This window comes from Achromobacter sp. 1012554356 (assembly GCF_059760815.1).
In genome coordinates this window covers 83453-103958 of the sequence record NZ_JCBANC010000006.1, presented here as the reverse complement: position 1 = coordinate 103958, position 20506 = coordinate 83453, and the positions used below count along the sequence as shown (strand labels likewise).

The following is a 20506-nucleotide window of genomic DNA, read 5'->3' as shown; positions in this document are numbered from 1 at the left end:
ATTCCCATGTCCCAAACCATGAAGGCGCTCGTGCTCAACGCGCACGGCGGCCTGGACCAACTGTCGGTCGTCCAAGACAAACCTGTGCCGCAGGCAATTCCCGGCCACGTCGTGGTGCGCGTGCGCGCCTCGTCCTTCAACTACCACGATGTCTTCACGGTGCAGGGCATGCCCGGCATCAAGGTGCCGTTGCCGGTGATCATCGGCCTGGATCTGGCCGGCGAGATCGCCGAAGTCGGCGCGGACGTCGAGGGCTGGAAGGCCGGTGACCGCGTGCTGGTCAATCCGCTGAACCGCGAGAAGGGCCTGATGGGCGAGATGCTGGATGGCGGCATGGCGCAGTACTGCCTGGTGTCGGCGGCGCAGCTTCTGCCGCTGCCGGCCAACGTCACGTACGAACAGGCGGCCGCCTTGCCGGTGGCCTATGGCACTGCTCACCGCATGCTGATCACGCACCGCACCGTGCAGGCCGGAGACAAGGTGCTGATCCTGGGCGCCAGCGGCGGCGTGGGCACGGCCAGCGTCATTCTGGCCAAGCGCCTGGGCGCCGAGGTGATTGCCTGCGCCAGTGGCGCGGACAAGCTGGCGCGGCTGCGTGAGATTGGCGCGGATCACGTCGTCGACTACCGCGAGACCGACTTCTCCAAATGGGCCATCCAGCAGTATGGCAAGCCGCAGCGCCGCGGCACCGCCGGCGGGGTGGACGTGGTGGTGAACTTTACGGGCGGCGACACCTGGGTGCCGTCGCTGCGCTGCCTGCGCCGCGGCGGGGTTCTGCTGACCTGCGGCGCCACCGCGGGCTACGACCCGAAGGAAGACCTGCGCTACATCTGGAGCTTCGAGCTGACCGTCAAGGGCTCCAACAGCTTCTACGACGAGAACCTGCTCGCCTTGCTGGACCAGGTCGACCGCCGCGAGATCGCACCGCTGATCGACCGCGTGGTGCCGCTGGAAGAAGCAGCCGAAGGCCTGGCCGCCATCCGCGACCGCAAGGTCATCGGCAAGATCATCGTCGCTCCCTGAACCCCATCGGAACCTTGAACATGTCTGAACAGAACCTGCCCGCCGCGGCCGATATCCAGGCGCGTCTCTTGCGCAGTCCCTATCACCAGTGGCTTGGCCTGAAAGTGCTGTCGGTCGGCGACGGCGAGATCGTGCTGCAGGCCACGTGGCGCGAGGAATGGTCGGTCAACCCCGACAACCCCTACACGCACGGCGGCATTCTGGCCGCGCTGATCGACCTGACAGCGGACTGGGCGCTCGTCTCCCACACGGGCCGTGGCGTGCCGACCGTGGACCTGCGGGTCGACTATCACCGGCCCGCGATCCAGGGCGACCTCACCATCCGCGGCAAGGTCGTCAAGGCCGGCAAGCAGTTGTCGGTGGCCGAAGCGCGCATCGAGGACGCGCAAGGCGTGCTGCTGGCCAGCGGGCGCGGCGTGTACCTGACCGCGCCGCCCAAGGCCTGAGGGGGAAGGGGCATGGACAGCGCTCTGCCACTCGATCACCTGGTGATCAATACGCGCTTTGGCACCGATGCGGCCGCGCGCCTGTTCGCGGCGCTGGGGTTCACGCTGACGCCGCAAGGCCGGCACGCGTTCGGGTCGGTGAATCACCTGATGGTGTTTCAGGACGATTATCTGGAGCTGATCGGCCTGCCGACCGATGGTGGCACCTTGCGCCAGGAGATCCTGGACAACCCCGCGGGCATCGACGGGCTGGTCTACAAGCCGGCCTCGGCCGACGCCGTGCATGCGGCGCTGACGCGCGCGGGCGCCGCGGTGGCCCCGTTGCACGCGTTCACCCGTGCGCTTGAGCTGGACGGTGTGCAGCACGAGGCCAGCTTTCGCACCGTGCGCTACCAGCCCGGCGCCTTCGAGGCTGGCCGAGTCTATTACTGCCAGCACCTGACGCCGGAACTGGTGTGGCGGCCGGAGTGGCAGACGCACGCCAATGGCGTGCGCGGCCTGGCGGGCCTGACGCTGGTGTCCGCCCGGGCGCAGGCCGACGCGCAGGCTTATGCGCAGGCGGCGTTCGGCCAGGTGCATCTGGACGGGCGCGGCTTTTCGATACCCAGCCCCGGCTTTTCGGTTGACCTGCTGGATGCCGATGCTTACGCGCAGCGCTACGGCGACCTCGCCTGCGATGCGCTGGGCCGCGACAGCTTTTTCGGCGCCATCGCCATGCGCGCGGGCAACCCCGATGCGCTGGAGCGACACGTCGCGGCGCTGGGCGATGGCCTGCGCGCGCGGCCCTGGCAACGCGATGGCGTGAACGGTCTGGCCGTCGCCCTGCCGGGCTTGAACACCTTACTGGACTTCGTCTATGAGCACTGATCTCGGCTTTCATGCGTACAACCTGGGCGGCCTCACGCCGCCGGGCGCCCATCCCGACAACGTGGCGGTGATCGCGCTGGACGATGAGCAGAACGAGACGCGCCTGACGGTCGGGCAGCTTGAAGACCTGTGCAACGCCGTCGCGCGCGGACTGCTGCGCCGCGGGCTGCAACGCGGCGATCGCGTCGCGGTGCTGGCCGCCAACAGCGCGCAGTTCCTGGCGGTGCTGCTGGGCGCGCAGCGGGCGGGCCTGGTTGTCGTGCCGGTGAACTACAAGTTTCCGCGCGCCTTGTCCGACTTCGTCATTCAGGACAGCGGTGCACGGCTGGTCTTCTGCGATGCCGCGCGGCGCGCGCAGACGCCGTCGGATCTGCCTGTCGTGGAGTTTGGCGCGCCGGGCGAGACCGGGCTGGACGCCTTGCTCGACCCGGGACCGTTCGAGGCCGTGACGCCGGCGCCGGACGAAGCCGCGTTCTTCCTGTACACGTCTGGATCCACCGGCAAGCCCAAGGGCGTGGTGCTGTCGCATCGCAGCCACCTGTGGGTGGTGCGCACGCGGCTCGCCGGCCAAAGCCTGGCCGGGCAGCGCTACCTGATCGCCGCGCCGATGTATCACATGAACGCGCTGGCGCTGTCCCAGCTTGCGCTGGCCGGGCAGGCAACCATCGTGCTGCTGCCGCAGTTCAAGCCGCGGCCCTACATCGAGGCCATTGCGCGCTACCGCCCCACCTGGCTCACGTCCGTGCCGCCGATGATGGCGATGGTGCTGCGCGAAGAGGATCTGCTCGTCCACGCCGATCTGAGCAGCGTGGAGGTCGTGCGCATGGGCTCGGCGCCCGTCAGTGAAGCCTTGCAGGCCGCCATCCGCCGCGCGTTGCCCAAGGCGCGCGTGATCAATTCGTATGGCACCACGGAGGCTGGCCCCGTCACGTTCGGCCCGCACCCGGGCGGGCTGCCGCAGCCCGACATGTCGATCGGCCATGCGCATCCGCAGGTGCAGGTGCGGCTCGTGGACGCCGCGGGCAACGAGAGCGATCAGGGCGTGCTGCATGTCAAGAGCCCCGGCATCATGCTGGGCTATCACAACCGTCCCGATATCCGCGCCGCCATCACCGTCGACGGCTATTACGTCACGGGCGACGTGCTGCGCCGCGACGCGCAGGGCTTCTATTACTTCGTGGGCCGCGACGACGACATGTTCGTGTCCGGCGGCGAAAACATCTTTCCCGGCGAGGTCGAGAAAGTGCTGGAAACGCTGCCCGGCGTGCAGCAGGCCTGCGTGGTGCCGGTGCCGGACGACATCAAGGGCCACAAGCCGGTGGCGTTTGTCGTGCCCGCCGCGCCCGGCGTGCTGACCGAAGACGCGGTCAAACAGTACGTGCTGACCCACGCGCCGGCCTACCAGCACCCGCGCCGCGTCTGGTTTCTGGATGCGTTGCCGCTGGCTTCCACCAACAAGGTCGACCGCAACCTGCTCAAACAGCGGGCGCGGAACGCGCTGGCCCGACCCGAGAGACACCCCAACACCAACGGAACACTGCAATGACCAAACCCGCACAAACCCTTGCGCGCATCGCTGCCGCCGCCGTGGCGCTGGCCGCCCTCCCGGCCGCGCAGGCCGCCGACACTGTCACCGTGGCGCTGGGCATTCCGCTTACCGTCGCCAGTGGCGGCGTGTACGGACTGGGCAAGGACCTGGGTTATTTCGACCAGGAGAACATCGAGGTCAAGACGATCGTGTTCCAGGGCGCGGGCGCGTTGCTGCCTCAGGTGGCGTCCAAGAAGGTCACGATCGGCCTGCCGCTGCCGGAGCCCGTGCTGGCCAGCTACGAGACCGGCAAGACGCCGCTGCCGGTGCGCTACTTCTACAACACCATTCCGTCCAACGAGCTGGAGCTGGCGGTGCTGGCTGACGGCCCCATCAAGACGATCAAGGACCTGAAGGGCAAGAAGATCGGGGTCGGCGCGCTGACCTGGGGCACTATTCCATCGACGCGGGCGCTGTTGCGGCAGGAGTCGCTGGCGCCGGGCAAGGACGTGGACATCGTGGCGGTGGGCGTGCTGGGATCCGGCTTTCTGGCGCTGAAAGAGGGCAGGGTGGACGCCCTGAACTACAACAGCTCGTGGACCGCGATGCTGGAGCTGACCGGCACCAAGGTCCGCCGCCTGCCGTATCCGCCGATTTTCCAGAAGATCAACAGCAACGGCTTCATCGCGCATGAAGACACGCTGCGCGACCAGCCCGAGCTGCTGGCCCGCTTCGGGCGTGCGTACACCAAGGCGGTGCTGGCGTGCGATGCCAATCCGCGGTTGTGCGCCGAAACGTTCTGGAAGTACCAGCCGGAAGCCAAGCCCAAGGACGGCGACTATCAGAAGCACCTGGACGAAGCCGTTGTGCTGGTCAGAAAGCGCATGGACAGCACCTTGCGCCGCCCCGATGGCACCGTCCGCGTGCCGGGCGAATTCGACCTGGCGGTGATCCGGTCCTTTGTGGGCGCAATGCACGAGGCGGGCGAGTTCAACACCGCCGACATTCCCGTCGACAAGATCTTCAGCAACCAGCTCGTGCCGAAGTTCTCGGCGTTCGACGCCGCCGCCGTGCGCGCGCAGGCGAAGGCGGTCCAATGACGGCAGCGCCCTTGCTGCAGGCGTGCGCGGTGTCGGTGTCCTACCAGACGCGGCGCGGCAGCATCGACGCGCTGCGCGACGTGGAACTGGAAGTGGGTGAGGGCGAGTTCGTCACGATCCTCGGGCCGTCGGGCTGCGGCAAGTCCACGCTGCTCAAGCTTGCTGCCGGGCTGCTGGCCCCCACGCGGGGCCAGGTCGAAGTCGGCGGCGTGCCGGTGGCCGGCCCCAGCCGCGACATCGGCGTCGCCTTCCAGAAGCCGACACTGCTGCCGTGGCGCTCGGTGCTGGACAACGTTCTGCTGCCCAGCGAAACCGCGGGCGAGCGCGGCGCCGTTGCCGAGCGCCGCGCGCGGGAACTGCTGGACCTCGTGGGGCTGCGCGACTTTGCCGGCAACTACCCCATCGAACTGTCCGGCGGCATGCAGCAGCGGGTGGGGCTGGCGCGGATGCTGCAGCGCGACCCGCGGCTGCTGCTGATGGACGAGCCGTTCGCCGCCCTGGACGCGATGACGCGCGAGGCGCTGACGCTGGAGCTGCAGCGGATCTGGATGCGCGACCGCAAGTCGGTGCTGTTCATCACGCACAGCATTCCCGAAGCCGTGATGCTGTCGGACCGTGTGCTGGTCATGTCGGCCAGGCCCGGCAGGGTGGTCGAGGACTTCAAGGTGGATATCCCCCGTCCGCGCACGATGGCGACGCTGGCCGAACCCGCGTTTACCGCCGCCGCCGATCACCTTCGGCGCCACTTCATCGGATGAGCCCATGCAACGACTGACCGCTGTCCTGTACCCGCTTGCCACGCTGGCCGCGGTGTTGCTGGCCTGGCATTTTTCCGTGACCTACTTCAAGGTTCCCGACTACATCCTGACCACGCCGGGCGCTGTCTTCAGCACGCTGGTGTCGGTATTCCAGGACGGCACCATCTGGCGCCACATCGGCTACACCGTGGCCGCGACGCTTATCGGCTACGCCATCGGCAGCGTGCTGGCGCTGGTGCTGGGGGCGTTGCTGGCGGAATCGCGCACGTTCGAGAAATTTGTCTATCCGCTGCTGGTGGCCATTCAGGCCACGCCCAAGGTGGCGCTGGCCCCGCTGATCCTCGTGTGGTTCGGCTTCGGACTGGCGTCGAAGGTGGTGCTGGTGGTGCTGATCTGCTTTTTCCCGCTGTTCATCAACACCATCGTGGGCATCCGGCGTGTGGACCCGGACCTGATCGACGCGTGCCGCGCGTTCTCGGCGTCGCGCTGGTACATCTTCCGTCACGTGAAGCTGCCCGCGGCGTCCGGCGACATTTTTGCCGGCTTGCAGATCGGCGTGTCGCTCGCGCTGATCGGCACCGTTGTGGGCGAGCTGGTCTCGTCGGAGGCAGGGCTGGGCTACCTGATCGGATCGGCCGCGGTCAACCTGAACGTCAGCACCATGTTTGCCGGCGTGATCCTGCTGGCCGCATTTGGCGTTGCCGGCGCGCAGACGGTGCGCTGGCTGCATCGCAAAATCGTCTTCTGGGAGGCCGCAGGTGGCGCAGACACCCAAGCCCGATCCTGACGCGTTGGCGGCCGCACGCGCGCAGATGCGCATCGACCTCGCCGCTTGCCATCGGCTGGCGGCGCAGTTCGGCATGACCGATCTCATCTATACGCACATCTCGGCGCGCGTGCCGGGGGCTAAAGACCAGTTCCTGATCAATCCGTTCGGCCTGCTGTTCGACGAGGTCCGTGCCGACAACCTGGTGACGGTAGGCGCGGACGGCGAGCTTCTGGACGATCCGACCGGGCTGGGCATCAACCGGGCTGGCTTCGTCATCCATTCGGCGGTGCACCAGGCTCGGCCGGACGCCGTGTGCGTGATGCACACCCATACGCTGGCCGGCGTGGCGGTGTCCGCCCTGCGTGATGGCTTGCTGCCCTACACGCAGCATGCGGCGCGCTTTCAGGGGCGCATTGGCTATCACGCCTACGAAGGCGTGGCGGTGGACCTGGACGAGCGCGCGCGGCTAGTGCGTGACCTGGGGCCGCACAAGGCGCTGATGCTGCGCAATCACGGCCTGCTGACCTGCGGTGCGACGGTCGGCGAGGCGTTCGAGCTGATGTATTTCCTGGAATTTGCCTGCCGCGCGCAGTTGCAGATCCAGGCGACTGGCCAGGCCGTCGCCGTGCCCGACCGCGACGCCATCCAGCGCGCGGCACAGACCTTCGACCGCGCCGCCGGCCGCAGCAGCCCGCGATTGTGGCAGGCGCTGCTGCGCGGACTGGACCGCACCGATCCCACCTACCGACACCTGCCGCCGGCGCGTTGACCGGACAGGACTCACTACTGGAGCACTCATGAAAGCCTTGCAATTGATCAAACGCGCCGCGTTCTTGGCGGTGCTGGCCGGCGGCCTGGCCGCGGCGCCCGCGCATGCCGAAAAAATCCGCGTCGGCTACTGGCCCAGCGGGCTGACGCTGGGTTACGGCGCGGTGCTGGAAGCCGGCACCTTCTTCAAGGACCAGGGTCTGGAGGTGGAGTACGTGCACTTCTCGGACGTCAATGGCCCGACCCGCGCCATCGCCGCCAATGCCATCGACCTGGCCTTCGGATCCCCGGCCGCGGGCGCGTTTGCGTTGGCGACCGATGGCGTCCCGGTGAAGATCGTGCTGGCAACGCAGCCGTCGAACGTGTCCTTCGTGGTGCTGGAGGACTCGCCGATCAAGACGCTGGCCGACCTGAAGGGCAAGAAGATCGGCATGTCGCCCGCGGGCAGTTCCACCGCCACCATCGCCAGCGCCGTGCTGGCGGGCAACCACGGGATCAAGGAGAAGGATTTCACGCTGGTGCCCGGCAATGAGCCGCGTCTGGTGCAATTCCTGGCGCAAAAGGAAGTGGACGCGGCCGCGCTGCGCAACGTCACGACCGCGCAGTTGAAGGACCTGAAGGTGCGTACCTTGTCGACGTTTGGCGATCAGTGGAAGACGTTGACCAAGAGCGACAGCGTGCCCTACAACGCCGTGGGCCTGGTCCGCGCGGAGTACCAGCAGAAGAACCCGGACGCCGTCGTGCGTGCGATCGTGGCGCTGCGCAAAGCGCTGGAATACGGCCACGCCAATCCCGCGCAGGTGGTCAGCGCGGTGCAGAAAGCGGGCAATCTGCCGCAGGCGGATGCGCAGGTGTTCGCGGACCTTTGGGACGAGAATTACCGGGTGTCGCTGAACGAGGCGGACCTGGATACGCTCAAGCGCGAGTTTCAGATTTTCAAGGACAACGGGACGCTGAAGGGGGATCTGCCGGCGGGCGCGCTGGACGCTGGGCCGTATCAGCAGTCGCTCGCAAGGAAGTAGCGGCACCGAATTGCCCCGGTGTCTGACACCCTCGTGAGACGGCCTTCAACCTGCCGCATTGCCGAAAGGGGTGTCAGACACCTCCACATCAGCAGTCGCTCGCCAGGAAGTAGCGGCACCGAACTGCCCCGGTGTCTGACACCCTGGTGAGATGGCCTTCAACGTGCCGCATTGCCGAAAGGGGTGTCAGACGCCTCCACATCAGCAGTCGCTCGCAAGGAAGTAGCGGCGGCAAATTGACCCGGTGTCTGACACCCTGGTGAGACGGCCTTCAACCTGCCGAATTGCCGAAAGGGTGTCAGACACTTCCACATCAGCAGTCGCTTGCAAGGAAGTAGCGGCACCGAACTGCCCCGGTGTCTGACACCCTGGTGAGACGGCCTTCAACCTGACGCATTGCCGAAAGGGGTGTCAGACACCTCCACATCAGCAGTCGTTCGCCAGGAAGTAGCGGCACCGAATTGCCCCGGTGTCTGACACCCTGGTGAGACGGCCTTCAACCTGTCGCATTGCCTAAAGGGTGTCAGACACCTCCTCCCAGATGCGGCATAGCCGCCCCGCCGGGCCGCCTTGAAAGCGCATGAAAACGGCCCTGCCGACCGGCCGTTTCGCGTTTCCAAACCCCGTTTTGGAACGCTCTGTATGTGTTTATCCGAACATATTGTTAACTAAATGTATCGACCCTCTCCGCATGAATTTCCCCTGGGGAAAACTGCCAACCACCCAGGTGGACACCGGGTTTTCCCGTACCTTTTTCGTGGCGAATGTATCTGTTTCATTCACCCCCGGGGTTGGTCTGCATATCAATTTCGTTTAAGATGCTGCCTTCTTCGTTCAGTTTGTCCCCTTTCTCTGGGTTTTCAAAAACTCGTTTTTGAAGCTCCCTGTCTTGCAAGACGCCGCGTCCCTCGCGGGCCGTCTTGTTGCTAGTGTCGGTTTGTATTGGCGGTTCAGCCCGTCTTCCGCACAACCCCCTTAGCTCCACGGTGCCTCCCGGGCTTGTTCCTGGCGTGCGTGCCTGAACCTATGGAGGCAAAAGCCAATGCGTTTTACCCCTGTCAAGACCCTGGCCGCCGCGGCCGTCATGTTTGCGTTTGCCGGTGCGGCCCAAGCCGCCGACGCCCCGCAATGCGAAATCAAGCGCCCGGTAACCTTCGGCGCCATGAACTGGGAATCCAATCTGGTCCTGGTTGACGTCGAACGTTTCATCATGGAAAAGGGCTACGGTTGCAAGACCGAAACCCTGCCCACCGAAACGCTGCCCGCCCTGGCCGCCCTCGAGCGCGGCGATCTGGACATCAATACCGAAATCTGGCTGAACAGCGTGGCCGACCCCTGGGCCCGCGCCGAGAAGACCGGCAAGGTCAAGCGCATCGGTGACCTGTACATGGGCGCCGAAGGCTGGTACATCCCCAAATACACGGCCGAGCGCCTGCCCGAACTGAAGTCCGCGGCCGACCTGCCCAAGTTCAAGGACCAGTTCAAGGATCCGGAAGAGCCCGGCAAGGGCCGTTTCTATGGCTGCCCGGCAGGCTGGGGTTGCGAAGTCACCAGCAACAACCTGTTCCATGCCCTGAAGCTTGACGACTCCTACACGCTGTATTCGCCCGGAACGGGCGCGGCGCAGAAGGCGGCCCTGATGTCGGCCTACAAGCGCAAGCAGAACGTGGTCTTCTATTACTGGTCGCCCACGCCGCTGGTTGGCGCCATGGATCTGGTCAAGCTGGACCTGCCGCCCTACGACGCCGAAAAGCACAAGTGCCTGACGTCGCCCAAGTGCGCCAAGCCCGAGCCCAGCGCCTATCCCGACAATCCCGTCTTTACGGCAGTGAACACCAAGTTCTCCGAAGATGCGCCCAAGCTGACCGAATTCCTGTCCAAGGTTTCGGTGCCGCTTCCGGTCATCAACGAAACCCTGGCCCACATGGAAGAGTCCGGCGATGAGTCCACCGCCGTGGCCAAGTGGTTCCTGAAGAACAAACCCGACGTCTGGACCAAGTGGGTCCCCGCTGACGTCGCCGGGCGCGTCCAAAGCGCGCTGTAAAGCACTGTGATCCTGGCTGCGCGCCGCGGTGGCGCGTACCGGCCCCTTGAGGGACCGGACCTCTTTGCCGGGATGGCCGCCGGCCGGGCGCATGCGTCCGGCCCGGCAAGCGTGCTTGTGCCGCCACCCGCGGTGGCAGTGATACCGGTGCAGGGCACCGATGCGGATGTGATCTGCGCGATCCATCATCCGTCCAGGTGCCAGGCACCCGTCTCAGTCTCGTTGTTTTCCGCTGCGCCGGCGCGCCCGGTGGCGACACGGGCGGCGAGCGCGCCAGAATGGAGTCGAATGCATGTTTCCTGAAATTATTCCCGCCCGTCAGGTACGGGGGGCGATCGACGGCTTTGTCGATCATCTGGTCACCAACTACGCGGACACGCTGGAGAAATTGTCCCAGCCCGTGCTGCACGCGTTGGTGTGGTTGGAGCAGCTGCTGCGCAACTCGCCCTGGTGGGCGGTAGTCGCGGTCACCGTTGCGATCGCCTATGGCGTCAGCCGCCGCATCGGCCTGAGCGTCGCGATGGGCGCGCTGCTGTGCGTGATCGGCGTGCTGGGCCTGTGGGACGCCGGCATGCAGACGCTGGCGCTGATGATCATGGCGGCAGGTCTGTCCGTGCTGATCGGCATTCCGCTGGGCGTGCTGATGGCGCGGGTCAACTGGCTGCGTTCGGGCATGCTGCCCGTGCTGGACGTGATGCAGACGATGCCCAGCTTTGTGTACCTGATTCCCGTCGTCATGCTGTTTGGCCTGGGCAAGATCCCCGCCATCATCGCGACCGTCATTTACGCCGTGCCGCCGCTCATCCGCCTGACCGACCTGGGCATCCGCCTGGTCGACCGCGAAGTGCTGGAAGCGTCGCGCGCCTTTGGCGCCAACCCGCGCCAGCAGCTCTTCGGCGTGCAGTTGCCCCTGGCGCTGCCCAACATCATGGCCGGCATCAACCAGACCACGATGATGGCGCTGTCGATGGTGGTGATCGCGTCGATGATCGGTGCGCGCGGCCTGGGTTATGAAGTGCTGCTGGGCATCAATCGCCTGGAAGTGGGCCGGGGCCTGTTGGCCGGCCTGGGTATCGTGGTGCTGGCCGTGCTGTTCGACCGGATCACGCAATCGTATGGACAGCGCATGCGCATGGGAGGCCAGCGATGAGCAAGATCGAAGTCAAGAACATCTACAAGATCTTCGGAGCGCATCCGAAAAAGTGGCTGGAAGCCGCGCAGGGCGGCATGAGCAAGGAAGAGCTGCTGGCCAAGAGCGGCCACACGCTGGGTCTGCGCGACATCAGCCTGTCCATCGAAGAAGGCAGCATCTACGTCATCATGGGCTTGTCCGGTTCCGGCAAGTCGACGCTGATCCGCCACTTCAACCGCCTGATCGAGCCCAGCGCGGGCCACATCCTGGTCGACGGCGTGGACGTCGTCAGCCTGAACAAGCGCGACCTGGAAGTCTTCCGCCAAAAGAAGATGAGCATGGTGTTCCAGCGCTTTGGCCTGTTTCCGCACCGCACGGTGCTGGACAACGCCGCGTACGGGCTGACCGTGCAGGGCGTCGGCAAGGCCGAGCGCGAGAAGCGCGCCCGCGATTGGCTGGAACAGGTGGGCCTGTCGGGCTTCGAGAATCAGTACCCGCATCAACTGTCGGGCGGCATGCAGCAGCGTGTCGGCCTGGCGCGCGCGCTGGCCACCGATGCCGAAATCCTGCTGATGGACGAAGCGTTCTCCGCGCTGGACCCGCTGATCCGCCGCGAGATGCAGGACCAGCTCCTGCAACTGCAAGCCAAGCTCAACAAGACCATCGTCTTCATCACGCATGATCTGGACGAAGCGCTGCGCCTGGGCAACCGCATCGCCATCCTGAAGGACGGCGAACTGGTGCAGGAAGGCACGCCGGAAGACATCCTGCTGAACCCGGCCAACGATTACGTGCAGTCGTTCCTGCAGGACGTGAACCGCACCAAGGTGCTCAACGCCACCCACGCCGTGAATCCGGCGCGCCTGACGCTGACGATGCGTTCGCGCCCGGCGCATGCCGTGGACCGCATGAACGCGCTCAGCTACGAGTACGCGCCGGTGCTGGACGGCAAGCGCCTCGCTGGCGTCCTGACCGCCAAGGCGGCCGCCAATGCCATGCAGGAAGGCGCGCGCGATGTGTCCCGTTTTGTCGAGGATCTGGCCTCGGTGCCCGCCACCGCGGGTCTGGGCGAAGTGCTGGCGCAGCTGGTGCACAGCGACCAGCCGGTCGCCGTGACGGGCGAGGACGACGAGTTCCTGGGCATGCTGTCCCGCAAGAAGGTCGTGGAGCTGGTCACGCCGGCCCTGACCGAGACGCCGGTTTCGGCCGAAGCCCTGACTGAAACCCCGGCCACGGCGGACGCGGACGCGTCGGACGCCCAACCGGAACTGGAACGCGAAGGCAAGGCCGCCGCCTGATTCCAGCGTTTCCCGCATGACCCCTTGCGCCCGCGTGCACTTGCTTGCACGCGGGCGCAGTCACGATATGATGGCCTTCCTCTTCGTGCACCCTCGGAAACCGTCATGCCCCTCTTGAACGTCCAGATCATGCAAGGCCATTCGGCCGCCCAGAAAGCCGCCCTGCTGAAGGCGGCATCCAACGCGGTGGTGGAAAGCATCGCTGCGCCGCTGCCCAGCGTGCGCGCCGTGCTGCACGAAATCCCGGCGGAACACGTGATCGTTGCGGGGGAAATCGGCAAGCGCATGGCGCGCGTGGACGTGGACCTGATCGAAGGCCGCGATGAGGCCAAGAAGGCGGCGCTGATCGCGGCGCTGAACCAGGCGGTGTGTGCCAGTCTCGACATTTCCGGCGAAGACGTCCGCGTGATCCTGCGCGACGTGCCCAAGACCGACATGGGCGTGGCAAATGGCTTGAGCGCCAAGGCTGCGGGACGCTGAGTCGTACGGCCCTCAATCCAGCTTCACGTTCGCCGCCTTCACCACCTCGCCCCATCGCGCGATCTCGCTCTTGATGTAGGCGGCATATTCCTGCGGCGTCGACCCCAGCGCCTGCGCGCCTTGCACCTTGAGCTGCTTCTGCATCTCCGGCGATTTCAGCGCGCGCAGGATCTCGGCATTCAGCTTTTCAATGACAGGCGCGGGCGTGCCGGCCGGCACCACCACGCCTTGCCAAGCCCCCATCCCAAAACCCGGCGCCACGGTTTCCGCTACCGTCGGCACGTCGGGCAGCTGGTCGCTGCGCGTCTCGCTGGTCACCGCCAGCGCGCGCAGCTTGCCTTCGCGGATGAAGCCCAGCGAATCGTTCAGCGTGTTGGTCATCACCTGAACCTGTCCGCCGACCAGGTCCGTCATGGCGGGGGCGCTGCCGCGATAGGGCACGTGGACCGCATCGATGTTCAGCGACCGCAGAAGCAGCAGCGCGCCCAGATGCGTGACGTTGCCGGCGCCGGCGGACCCATACGACAGCTTGCCGGGATGCTTGCGGGCATAGTCCACGAAGGCGGGCGCCGTATCGGCGGGCACGGACGGGTGCACCAGCAGGACGAGCGGAATGACGGCCGTGGTGGACACCGGCGCAAAGTCCTTGACCGGGTCGAAGGCCAGCGAGCGATACAGGTTGGGGCTGAGCGCGATGGACGAGGTGTTGTACAGCACGGTGTAGCCGTCGGGCTTGGCCGCGGCCGCGTACTGCATGCCGATGTTGCCGTTGGCGCCGCCCTTGTTCTCGACGACGACGGTCTGGCCAAGCTGGTCGGTCAGCTGCTTGGCCAGCACGCGCGCCACCAGGTCGGTTGGGCCGCCGGGCGGGAAGGGCACCACCATCGTGATCGGGCGGTCGGGCCACGCGGCCTGGGCGCTGGCGGCGCCTCCTAGCGCCAGAATGGCCAGCGTGGTCGCCAGCAGTGCTTTTTTCATGGGTTGTCTCCTTGTGCTGTTATGGGTACTGCGGATTGGCGGCGGCGTCCTCTCGCGGGGCGCTTGCCGCCGATAGCGATCAGCGTGGTCAGCGCGGCCTGCCGGCCAGCATGCGCACGGCCGTGTAGGCCATCACCGGCTTGCCGTGCTGGTTGCGCACGTCGATGGCGGATGTAACCACCGCGCGGTTGTGCTGCGAGGTCGGGCGCACGCCGGTCACTTCGATCTCGGCCCAGATGGTGTCGCCGGCCACCACCGGCGCAATCATCTTCTTGTGAACCTCCAGCAGCGCGAGGCCCGTTCCCTGCACCATGCCCTGCATGATCAGTCCCTCGATCAGGCCATAGGTCAACGCGCCCGGCGCGGGCCGGCCCTGGATGGCGCCGTGGGCGTAGGTGGCGTCGATGAAGATGGTCTCCAACATCCCCGTGACGCTGATGAAGTTGACGATGTCGGTCTCGGTCACCGTGCGGCGAAACGTCTGGAAGCGTTGGCCGACCGTCAGGTCCTGCCAGTAAAAGCCCTGGCCCAACTGGGCGATGGGTGCGGTGTTGCGGTCTTGGGTCATGCGGGGTCCTTGGTGTTTTCGGAAAGGGGGGCGCCGGCTTGCCGGGCGGCGCCGGTGCCGAGCAGCGCATCGACTTGGGCAGGCGCGATGCCCGCTTCGGCCAGCACGTTGCGCGTGTGTTCGCCCAGGCGCGGCGGCATGGCGGGCGGCACGTGGGAGTGCTGCAGGCGCACCGGGTTGCGGGGAAAGCGGTAATGGCTGCCAGACGCGCTTTCCAGCGGCACGAAGAAATCGACGCTGGTCAGGTGCGGATCGGTCTCCAGATCTTCCAGCCGGTTCACGGGCGAGGCCGGGATCTGCAGCCGTTCGCATAGCGCCAGCCAGTACGCCGTGTCGTGGGCCGCGACGATGCCGGCCTGCAATTCGTAGAGCGTCTCGATATGCCGGGTCCGCGCCGAAATGTCGGCAAAGCGCGGATCCTGCGCCAGGTCGGGGCGGCCGGCGGCGTTGAAGAAATCGCGCCAATGGGCGTCGGTGTAGGGCATTAGGCAGACGTGTCCGTCGGCGGTCTGGCAGGGCCGGCGCCAGGGCGTGAGCACGCGCGGATAGCCGGCGTCGCCGGGTTCGTCCGCCAGATGCCGGCCGTAGTAATGCTCCACCAGCGCAAAGGACGCCATGCTTTCGAACATGGGCACTTCCAGTTGCTGGCCCTGTCCGGTGCGCGCGCGCTGGAACAGCGCCGCAAGAATCGCGTGCGCGGCGACCAGGCCGCAGGTCTTGTCGGCGGCGACGGTGGGCAGGTAGCGCGGCGCGCCGGTCTGGCGGCCGACCAGATCCGCGAACCCCGACAGGCCCTGGATGATGTCGTCGTAAGCCGGGCGGCCGTCGTAGGCGCCGCCTTCGCCAAAGCCATACAGGCCGGCATAGACCAGCCGCGGGTTGCGCGCGCACAGCGTGGCGGGGTCGAGCCCCAGCGCCGCCATCTTGGCCGGCCGCATGCTGTGCATCAGCACGTCGGCCTGATCCACCAGCGTCAGCAGCGCCTCGCGCGCGGCGGGCTGTTTCAGGTCCAGCACGATGCTGCGTTTGTTGCGGTTCAGGCCCAGGAAGATCGCGGACAGGCCGGGCTCCTGCGCGGGGCCGGTGCGCCGGGTGGAGTCGCCGTCCGGCGCCTCGACCTTGATGACGTCCGCGCCGTAGTCGGCCAGGATCTGCGAGGCATAGGGGCCGAATACGACGGAAGTCAGGTCCAGGACGCGGATGCCATCCAGCGCCGGGCCGTTTGAAGGGGGAGGTGTGGTCATGGCGGAAATCCTATCGGCGCCGCACATACGCGTCTAATATGGCTTCGGTATTGCTTGATACGGAATCTGTTATGGCTATAGATTTGCGCCAGCTTCGGCAGTTCGTCACGATCGCCGAACTGGGGAGTTACCGCCGCGCCGCCGATGCGCTGCACATCGCCCAGCCCGCGCTGTCGGTGTCGATTCAGAAACTGGAGCACGCGGTGGGCGTGCCGCTGCTGGTGCGGGGCGCCAAGGGCGTCACCACGACACCGGCGGGCGACGCCCTGATGGCCGATGCGCGCCGCGCGCTGTTCCATACCGATCAGGCGCGCCAGGCCGCCCGCCGGGTGGCCTTGGGAGAATGGGGAACGCTGCGCCTGGGTTTCGTGGGTTCGGCCACGTACATGCTGCTGCCGCGCTGCCTGCCGGCTTTCCGCGCGCAGTACCCGGATGTGCAACTGGACCTGCGCGAAGACAGCACGGTCGGGCTGGTGGCAATGCTGCGCGCCAATGAGATCGACGCGGGCCTCGTGCGCGGTCCCTTGGCCGAAGACAGCGCGCTCGATTCTTGGGTGGTCGAGCGCGACGACCTGATGCTGGCCGTGCCCGCCCGCCACCCCTTGGCCGACGCCGGCCCGATCGCGCTTGAACGCATGCGGTCCGAAAACTTCGTGCTGTATTCGCCGGCCAAGGTGCCGGGCCTGAACGGCGTGACGCTGGCGCTGTGTCACAAGGCCGGTTTTTCGCCCCGCATCAGCCAGGAGGCGATCCAGGTGCAGACGCTGGTCAGCCTGGTCGCCAGCGGGCTGGGCGTGGCGCTGGTGCCCGGCGTGACCCGCGCCTACTCGACGCCGCACGTGGCGTTCGTGCCCCTGACCGACCCGGATGCGCAGGGCGCGCTGTCGCTGTCGCTGGTGACGCATCGCGACACCTCGTGCGCGTCGGTGCTGCGCTTGCGCGACAGCATGCTGGCGCCGGCGACAGTGCCTGCCTGACCCGCGCTACACCGCGTAGACCACCCGGTGGGCCTCCGTGGGCAGCGGCAGGTCCCAGCGGTGCAACATGCCGGTCAGCGTCTTGTTGGATAGCGACGTGTCGCGCCGCGCATTGCGGCGCAGCAGTTCGGTACGCGGCTTTTCCAGATACACCAGCTCCACGTCCGCGTGATAGGCGTACAGCAGGTCCAGCGTCTTCTTGCGCATCAGCTCGCTGAGGTTGGTGGCATTCCAGACGAACGGCGCACGGGTGCGCAACAGGGTCTTTGCGCGGTCGATGGCCAGATGCGCGACCATGCCCTCGTTCTTGCCGTGGCGCAGGCCCAGTTCCTCGCGCGCATCGTCGAACGACACTACCGGCAGATCCGGATGATGCGCCGCCACCCACGTGTTCTTGCCGGACGCCGGCAGGCCGGACATCACGATGACGCGCGAGCCCGGCTCCTGGAACAGCGCGTAGTCGGGATGCACGTCGGCGCCGCGGAAGTAGCTGACGGCGGTGTGTGCGTCGGCAAAGGCGCGGGGCTGACCGAAGCACTGCTCGTCACGCGCCAGCTCGCAAAAGAGCGCGATGTTGTCCAGCACGCGGCCCGCATCCGCGCAGATGCGGCCGCGCATGTCGGCTTCGGCCAGCATTGCCAGCAGCGGAAGGGACACCTGCCACGACAGCTCGCGCACGATGAACTCCGGCGAGCGGCCGCGGCGCGAGCCTTCCAGCGCGAAGAACGGCACCTGATGCGTGGCGATCAGCCGGCAGATGGCCTCACGCACCGCGAACGGTACGCCCGCATCCCACAACGCGATGCGCGCGTCGATGGCGCCCTTGCGTGAATGGCCGGGCTGGCCGATGGCGCCGGTGACCGGGTCGATCACCGTGGTGCCGTGCTTGGCCACGTCGTGCAGCAGGGCGGCCAGAAACACGATCTCCTGATCGGCGCGGGACGCGGCCTGGTATTGCGGCAGCGCGATTAACGCGTCCACCACCATTTGCGTATGCGTCCACACGTCGCCCTCGCCGTGGTAGCGCGGATCCTGCGGCGTGGTCTTGGCCAGCTCCAGCGCGGGAAAGGCGGTCAGGCATGCGGTGTAGTCGGCGCCGCGCCCCGGCTGAGGCACGAGGGCGCGGATCTGTTCGTGATTCATGATGTCTCTCCGGTGCGGGCGCCGCGCAAGGTGTCCCAATCCACCGCGAGGCGCGGGGCGTACAGGTCGACGCCGTCGGCGAGCTGATTGGGGATGAATGGCTGCTCCGAATGGTGCATGTCCGAATCCAGAATGGCCTGCACGAAGTCGCGCCGCACCCACTTGTAGCGGGCGACGGTCGTGCTGTCGGCTTCGGCCTTGATGTAGAGGCCTTCCGACAGGTCCGACTTGTCGCACTGCTTCCAGGCGCGCGCCAAGTCGAGGCCTTCGCGCAGCACGGTGGCCTCGAAGGCATCGCGCCAGCCATCCGTCTTGGCCAGCGACGGCTTGAGCAGGGCCTTCAGGTCTGCCAGCCGCGCGGGCGCCGGGCCTTCGTACAGCACGGGCACGGACAGCACCGGACCATCTGCCAACAGCGCGCGGCGCGCGCCGGTCGACAGGAACTCGCCGGTGCGCCGGTCCAGCACGTCGAATTCAAAGAAGTGATGCGGCAGGGCGTCGTAGAACACGGAGTGCTTCTTCGACAGCGTTTCGCCGTACATCACATAGCGGTCCTCCAGCCGATCCAGCAGCCAGTCGGCATGCGCGGCGGCCCAGGCCTTGACGAAGCTGAACTGCCGCTCGCGGCCGCCGCCCACCAGGTAGTGGCCGCGGGATTGCAGCAGCAGTTCGCCGGACGGGCTGAAACTGATGCCGGTGTTGGCGCCGTCCAGCTTTTCTTCGACGACGAGCGTCTGGCCGGCCAGCGTGCGATAGGACACGTGGTCATGGCCTTCGTCCCCGTCCTGCAGGCGCGAGCCTTCCAGGTGGGGCGTTCGGGGGTATCGGAACAGGTCAAGCGATTGCGCGTAGGCGCAGAAATCCAGCGTCATGGGTCTTCTCCAGCAAATGGGAAAAGCCGACGACACAGTCTTTACGGGAGGGGAAGCGGGGATGGGGTGTGTTGCGCTTCCTGGATCCGCGCCTGCCGGGCGGGGGTGTGCTCATTACATGGCGTCGAGCAGCGAATGCGGGCAGGCTGACCGCGGTACCAGGACGGTACTCGTCGGCGTTCAGGCGATTTGACGAATGGCAGACACGGTTGCACCCAGAAAGCGGAAAGCGTTGAAAAAGCAGGGCCGAATGCTAAGTCAGCGCGGCGGCGCTTGTCAATGCGCCGCCGCGTTTGTGGCAGGACAGCGTCAGGCGGGCGGCGCGGCGCGCAGCACGATCTGCGTGATCTCCGACGGCCGGCCAAGCCGGATCGGAAAGCCCGGCCACAGGCCCGCGCCGTTGCTCACGTAGAGCTGCATGTTGCCGACCTGGTACATGCCCGACACATAGCCTTCATTGGCTAGTTGAGTGATGAAATGCGGCCCCAGAATCTGGCCGCCGTGCGTGTGGCCCGACAGTTGCAGACCGGCGCCGGCTTGCGCGTGGCGGACGGCGCCTACGGGCCGGTGGCTCAAGAGGATCACCGCCGACGACGGCGGCACGCCCTTCATGGCCGCGTCGATGTCCGGCAGGGGCTGGTTCACGCGCGCCGCCACGCTGTCCGTGATGCCCGCCAAGACCAGCGGCTGGCCGTCGCGTTCAAGCGTCATGTGTTCATTGAGCAGCATGCGGAGGCCAAGTTTCTTGAAGGCCTCGATCCAGCCCAGGTACTCGGCGTAATACTCGTGGTTGCCCGGAATCGCCACCACGCCATATTGCGCGCGCAGATCGGCCAGCGGTTGCACGTCGGCGGCGCGCGCCGCGGGCGTGCCGTCGACCAGATCGCCCGTGATGAGCGTCAGGTCCGGCTTGAGCGCATTGGTGCGCGCCACGACGGCCTGCATCCAGTCGCCTTGCAGCAGGCGGCTGGCGTGCAGGTCGGTCAGATGCACGATGCGAAAGCCATCATACGCACGCGGCAGGTTGGGCAGGGCGACCTCGATCGTCTTGACCTCCGGCACGCGCACGGCCTGCCAGACGCCAACGGCGGACAGCGCAAGCGCGGCGATGGCGGACCCGGCGCGCAGCCGCGTGCAGCCCAGCAGGGCGCGGCCGCGCCGGCGCGAGAACAGCGACACGATCAGTCCCGCCACATCCGTGATGAAGAGAAAGCTTGCCAGCAGAATGAGCGCGCCGAACGCCCAGCCAAGCGCCATCAAAACGGCCGCGGGCACCTCGGGCGACGCCATGGTGCCGAAGAAGGTGCGGGTGATGAGATGGTGCTCGGCGGCCAGCACGACCAATACCGATAGCAGCACTCTGCCGGAGGCGGGCCACTTCAATTGCCAGACGAAGCGCCAGATGACGTAGAGCGCGATAAGCCCTGTGATGACATGAAACACGTGCGAAATCCTGAATCTTGTAGTTGGAATCGCCTGGACCGGCCTG

At 66.6% G+C, this 20506-nt stretch carries 20 protein-coding genes; 14 read left to right on the top strand and 6 right to left on the bottom strand.

All coding sequences use genetic code 11. The annotated features are described in order from the left end of the window. The first annotated feature begins 18 nt into the window (after window positions 1-18). From AC6LJW_RS04545 to AC6LJW_RS04485, 13 genes are all read left to right on the top strand, one after another. On the top strand, window positions 19-1023 hold the full coding sequence (locus tag AC6LJW_RS04545) for a zinc-binding dehydrogenase (protein WP_498086639.1): 1005 nt from the start codon (window positions 19-21) through the stop codon (window positions 1021-1023). A 20-nt stretch (window positions 1024-1043) separates the two neighbouring features. Continuing rightward, the gene (locus tag AC6LJW_RS04540) at window positions 1044-1469 is read left to right on the top strand and encodes a PaaI family thioesterase (protein ID WP_056564052.1); all 426 of its coding nucleotides are present in this window, start codon (window positions 1044-1046) and stop codon (window positions 1467-1469) included. Between the two features lie 12 nt (window positions 1470-1481). Continuing rightward, entirely contained in the window at window positions 1482-2336 is an 855-nt protein-coding gene (locus AC6LJW_RS04535; RefSeq protein WP_498086617.1) for a VOC family protein, read from the top strand. Beyond that, entirely contained in the window at window positions 2326-3882 is a 1557-nt protein-coding gene (locus AC6LJW_RS04530) for a class I adenylate-forming enzyme family protein (protein WP_498086615.1), read from the top strand. Before AC6LJW_RS04535 ends, AC6LJW_RS04530 begins: the two co-directional genes overlap by 11 nt. Then, window positions 3879-4964: an ABC transporter substrate-binding protein gene (locus AC6LJW_RS04525; RefSeq protein ID WP_498086613.1), complete on the top strand. Its 1086-nt coding sequence runs from the start codon at window positions 3879-3881 to the stop codon at window positions 4962-4964. Before AC6LJW_RS04530 ends, AC6LJW_RS04525 begins: the two co-directional genes overlap by 4 nt. Continuing rightward, entirely contained in the window at window positions 4961-5722 is a 762-nt protein-coding gene (locus tag AC6LJW_RS04520) for an ABC transporter ATP-binding protein (protein ID WP_498086612.1), read from the top strand. The genes AC6LJW_RS04525 and AC6LJW_RS04520 overlap by 4 nt, the downstream gene beginning before the upstream one ends. A 4-nt stretch (window positions 5723-5726) precedes the next feature. Continuing rightward, complete coding sequence (locus AC6LJW_RS04515; RefSeq protein ID WP_056564048.1) at window positions 5727-6509, top strand: ABC transporter permease; 783 nt, start codon at window positions 5727-5729, stop codon at window positions 6507-6509. Further along, window positions 6481-7260 (top strand): class II aldolase/adducin family protein, encoded by a 780-nt coding sequence (locus AC6LJW_RS04510; protein WP_498086611.1) that lies wholly within the window; start codon window positions 6481-6483, stop codon window positions 7258-7260. Before AC6LJW_RS04515 ends, AC6LJW_RS04510 begins: the two co-directional genes overlap by 29 nt. A gap of 28 nt (window positions 7261-7288) precedes the next feature. After that, complete coding sequence (locus tag AC6LJW_RS04505) at window positions 7289-8281, top strand: ABC transporter substrate-binding protein (RefSeq protein ID WP_056564047.1); 993 nt, start codon at window positions 7289-7291, stop codon at window positions 8279-8281. A gap of 1042 nt (window positions 8282-9323) precedes the next feature. Beyond that, entirely contained in the window at window positions 9324-10325 is a 1002-nt protein-coding gene (locus tag AC6LJW_RS04500; RefSeq protein ID WP_105240031.1) for an ABC transporter substrate-binding protein, read from the top strand. A 292-nt stretch (window positions 10326-10617) separates the two neighbouring features. Beyond that, window positions 10618-11475, top strand: coding sequence for an ABC transporter permease (locus tag AC6LJW_RS04495; RefSeq protein WP_056564039.1), 858 nt, complete (start codon window positions 10618-10620; stop codon window positions 11473-11475). Beyond that, window positions 11472-12755 (top strand): quaternary amine ABC transporter ATP-binding protein, encoded by a 1284-nt coding sequence (locus AC6LJW_RS04490; RefSeq protein ID WP_498086610.1) that lies wholly within the window; start codon window positions 11472-11474, stop codon window positions 12753-12755. Before AC6LJW_RS04495 ends, AC6LJW_RS04490 begins: the two co-directional genes overlap by 4 nt. Window positions 12756-12860: 105 nt before the next feature. Beyond that, the gene (locus tag AC6LJW_RS04485; protein ID WP_056564037.1) at window positions 12861-13235 is read left to right on the top strand and encodes a tautomerase family protein; all 375 of its coding nucleotides are present in this window, start codon (window positions 12861-12863) and stop codon (window positions 13233-13235) included. Between the two features lie 12 nt (window positions 13236-13247). Here the strand turns inward: AC6LJW_RS04485 and AC6LJW_RS04480 are convergent, their stop codons facing one another. From AC6LJW_RS04480 to AC6LJW_RS04470, 3 genes are all read right to left on the bottom strand, one after another. Further along, window positions 13248-14213, bottom strand: a complete 966-nt coding sequence (locus tag AC6LJW_RS04480) for a Bug family tripartite tricarboxylate transporter substrate binding protein (RefSeq protein WP_056564036.1) — start codon at window positions 14211-14213, stop codon at window positions 13248-13250. An 88-nt stretch (window positions 14214-14301) separates the two neighbouring features. Then, the gene (locus AC6LJW_RS04475) at window positions 14302-14781 is read right to left on the bottom strand and encodes a MaoC family dehydratase (RefSeq protein WP_498086609.1); all 480 of its coding nucleotides are present in this window, start codon (window positions 14779-14781) and stop codon (window positions 14302-14304) included. Further along, window positions 14778-16025 carry a CaiB/BaiF CoA transferase family protein gene (locus AC6LJW_RS04470; protein ID WP_498086607.1) on the bottom strand — a complete coding sequence of 416 codons (1248 nt, stop codon included), beginning with the start codon at window positions 16023-16025 and terminating at the stop codon, window positions 14778-14780. The genes AC6LJW_RS04475 and AC6LJW_RS04470 overlap by 4 nt, the downstream gene beginning before the upstream one ends. Before the next feature lie 71 nt (window positions 16026-16096). On the opposite strand from AC6LJW_RS04470, the gene AC6LJW_RS04465 reads away from it, so the two are divergent. Beyond that, the gene (locus tag AC6LJW_RS04465) at window positions 16097-17002 is read left to right on the top strand and encodes a LysR family transcriptional regulator (RefSeq protein ID WP_056564033.1); all 906 of its coding nucleotides are present in this window, start codon (window positions 16097-16099) and stop codon (window positions 17000-17002) included. Between the two features lie 6 nt (window positions 17003-17008). Here the strand turns inward: AC6LJW_RS04465 and AC6LJW_RS04460 are convergent, their stop codons facing one another. From AC6LJW_RS04460 to AC6LJW_RS04450, 3 genes are all read right to left on the bottom strand, one after another. Further along, on the bottom strand, window positions 17009-18145 hold the full coding sequence (locus AC6LJW_RS04460; protein ID WP_498086605.1) for an AAA family ATPase: 1137 nt from the start codon (window positions 18143-18145) through the stop codon (window positions 17009-17011). Next, window positions 18142-19017, bottom strand: a complete 876-nt coding sequence (locus AC6LJW_RS04455) for an RNA ligase family protein (protein ID WP_498086604.1) — start codon at window positions 19015-19017, stop codon at window positions 18142-18144. Before AC6LJW_RS04455 ends, AC6LJW_RS04460 begins: the two co-directional genes overlap by 4 nt. A 309-nt stretch (window positions 19018-19326) precedes the next feature. Further along, on the bottom strand, window positions 19327-20460 hold the full coding sequence (locus tag AC6LJW_RS04450) for a metallophosphoesterase (protein WP_498086603.1): 1134 nt from the start codon (window positions 20458-20460) through the stop codon (window positions 19327-19329). Window positions 20461-20506: the final 46 nt, after the last annotated feature.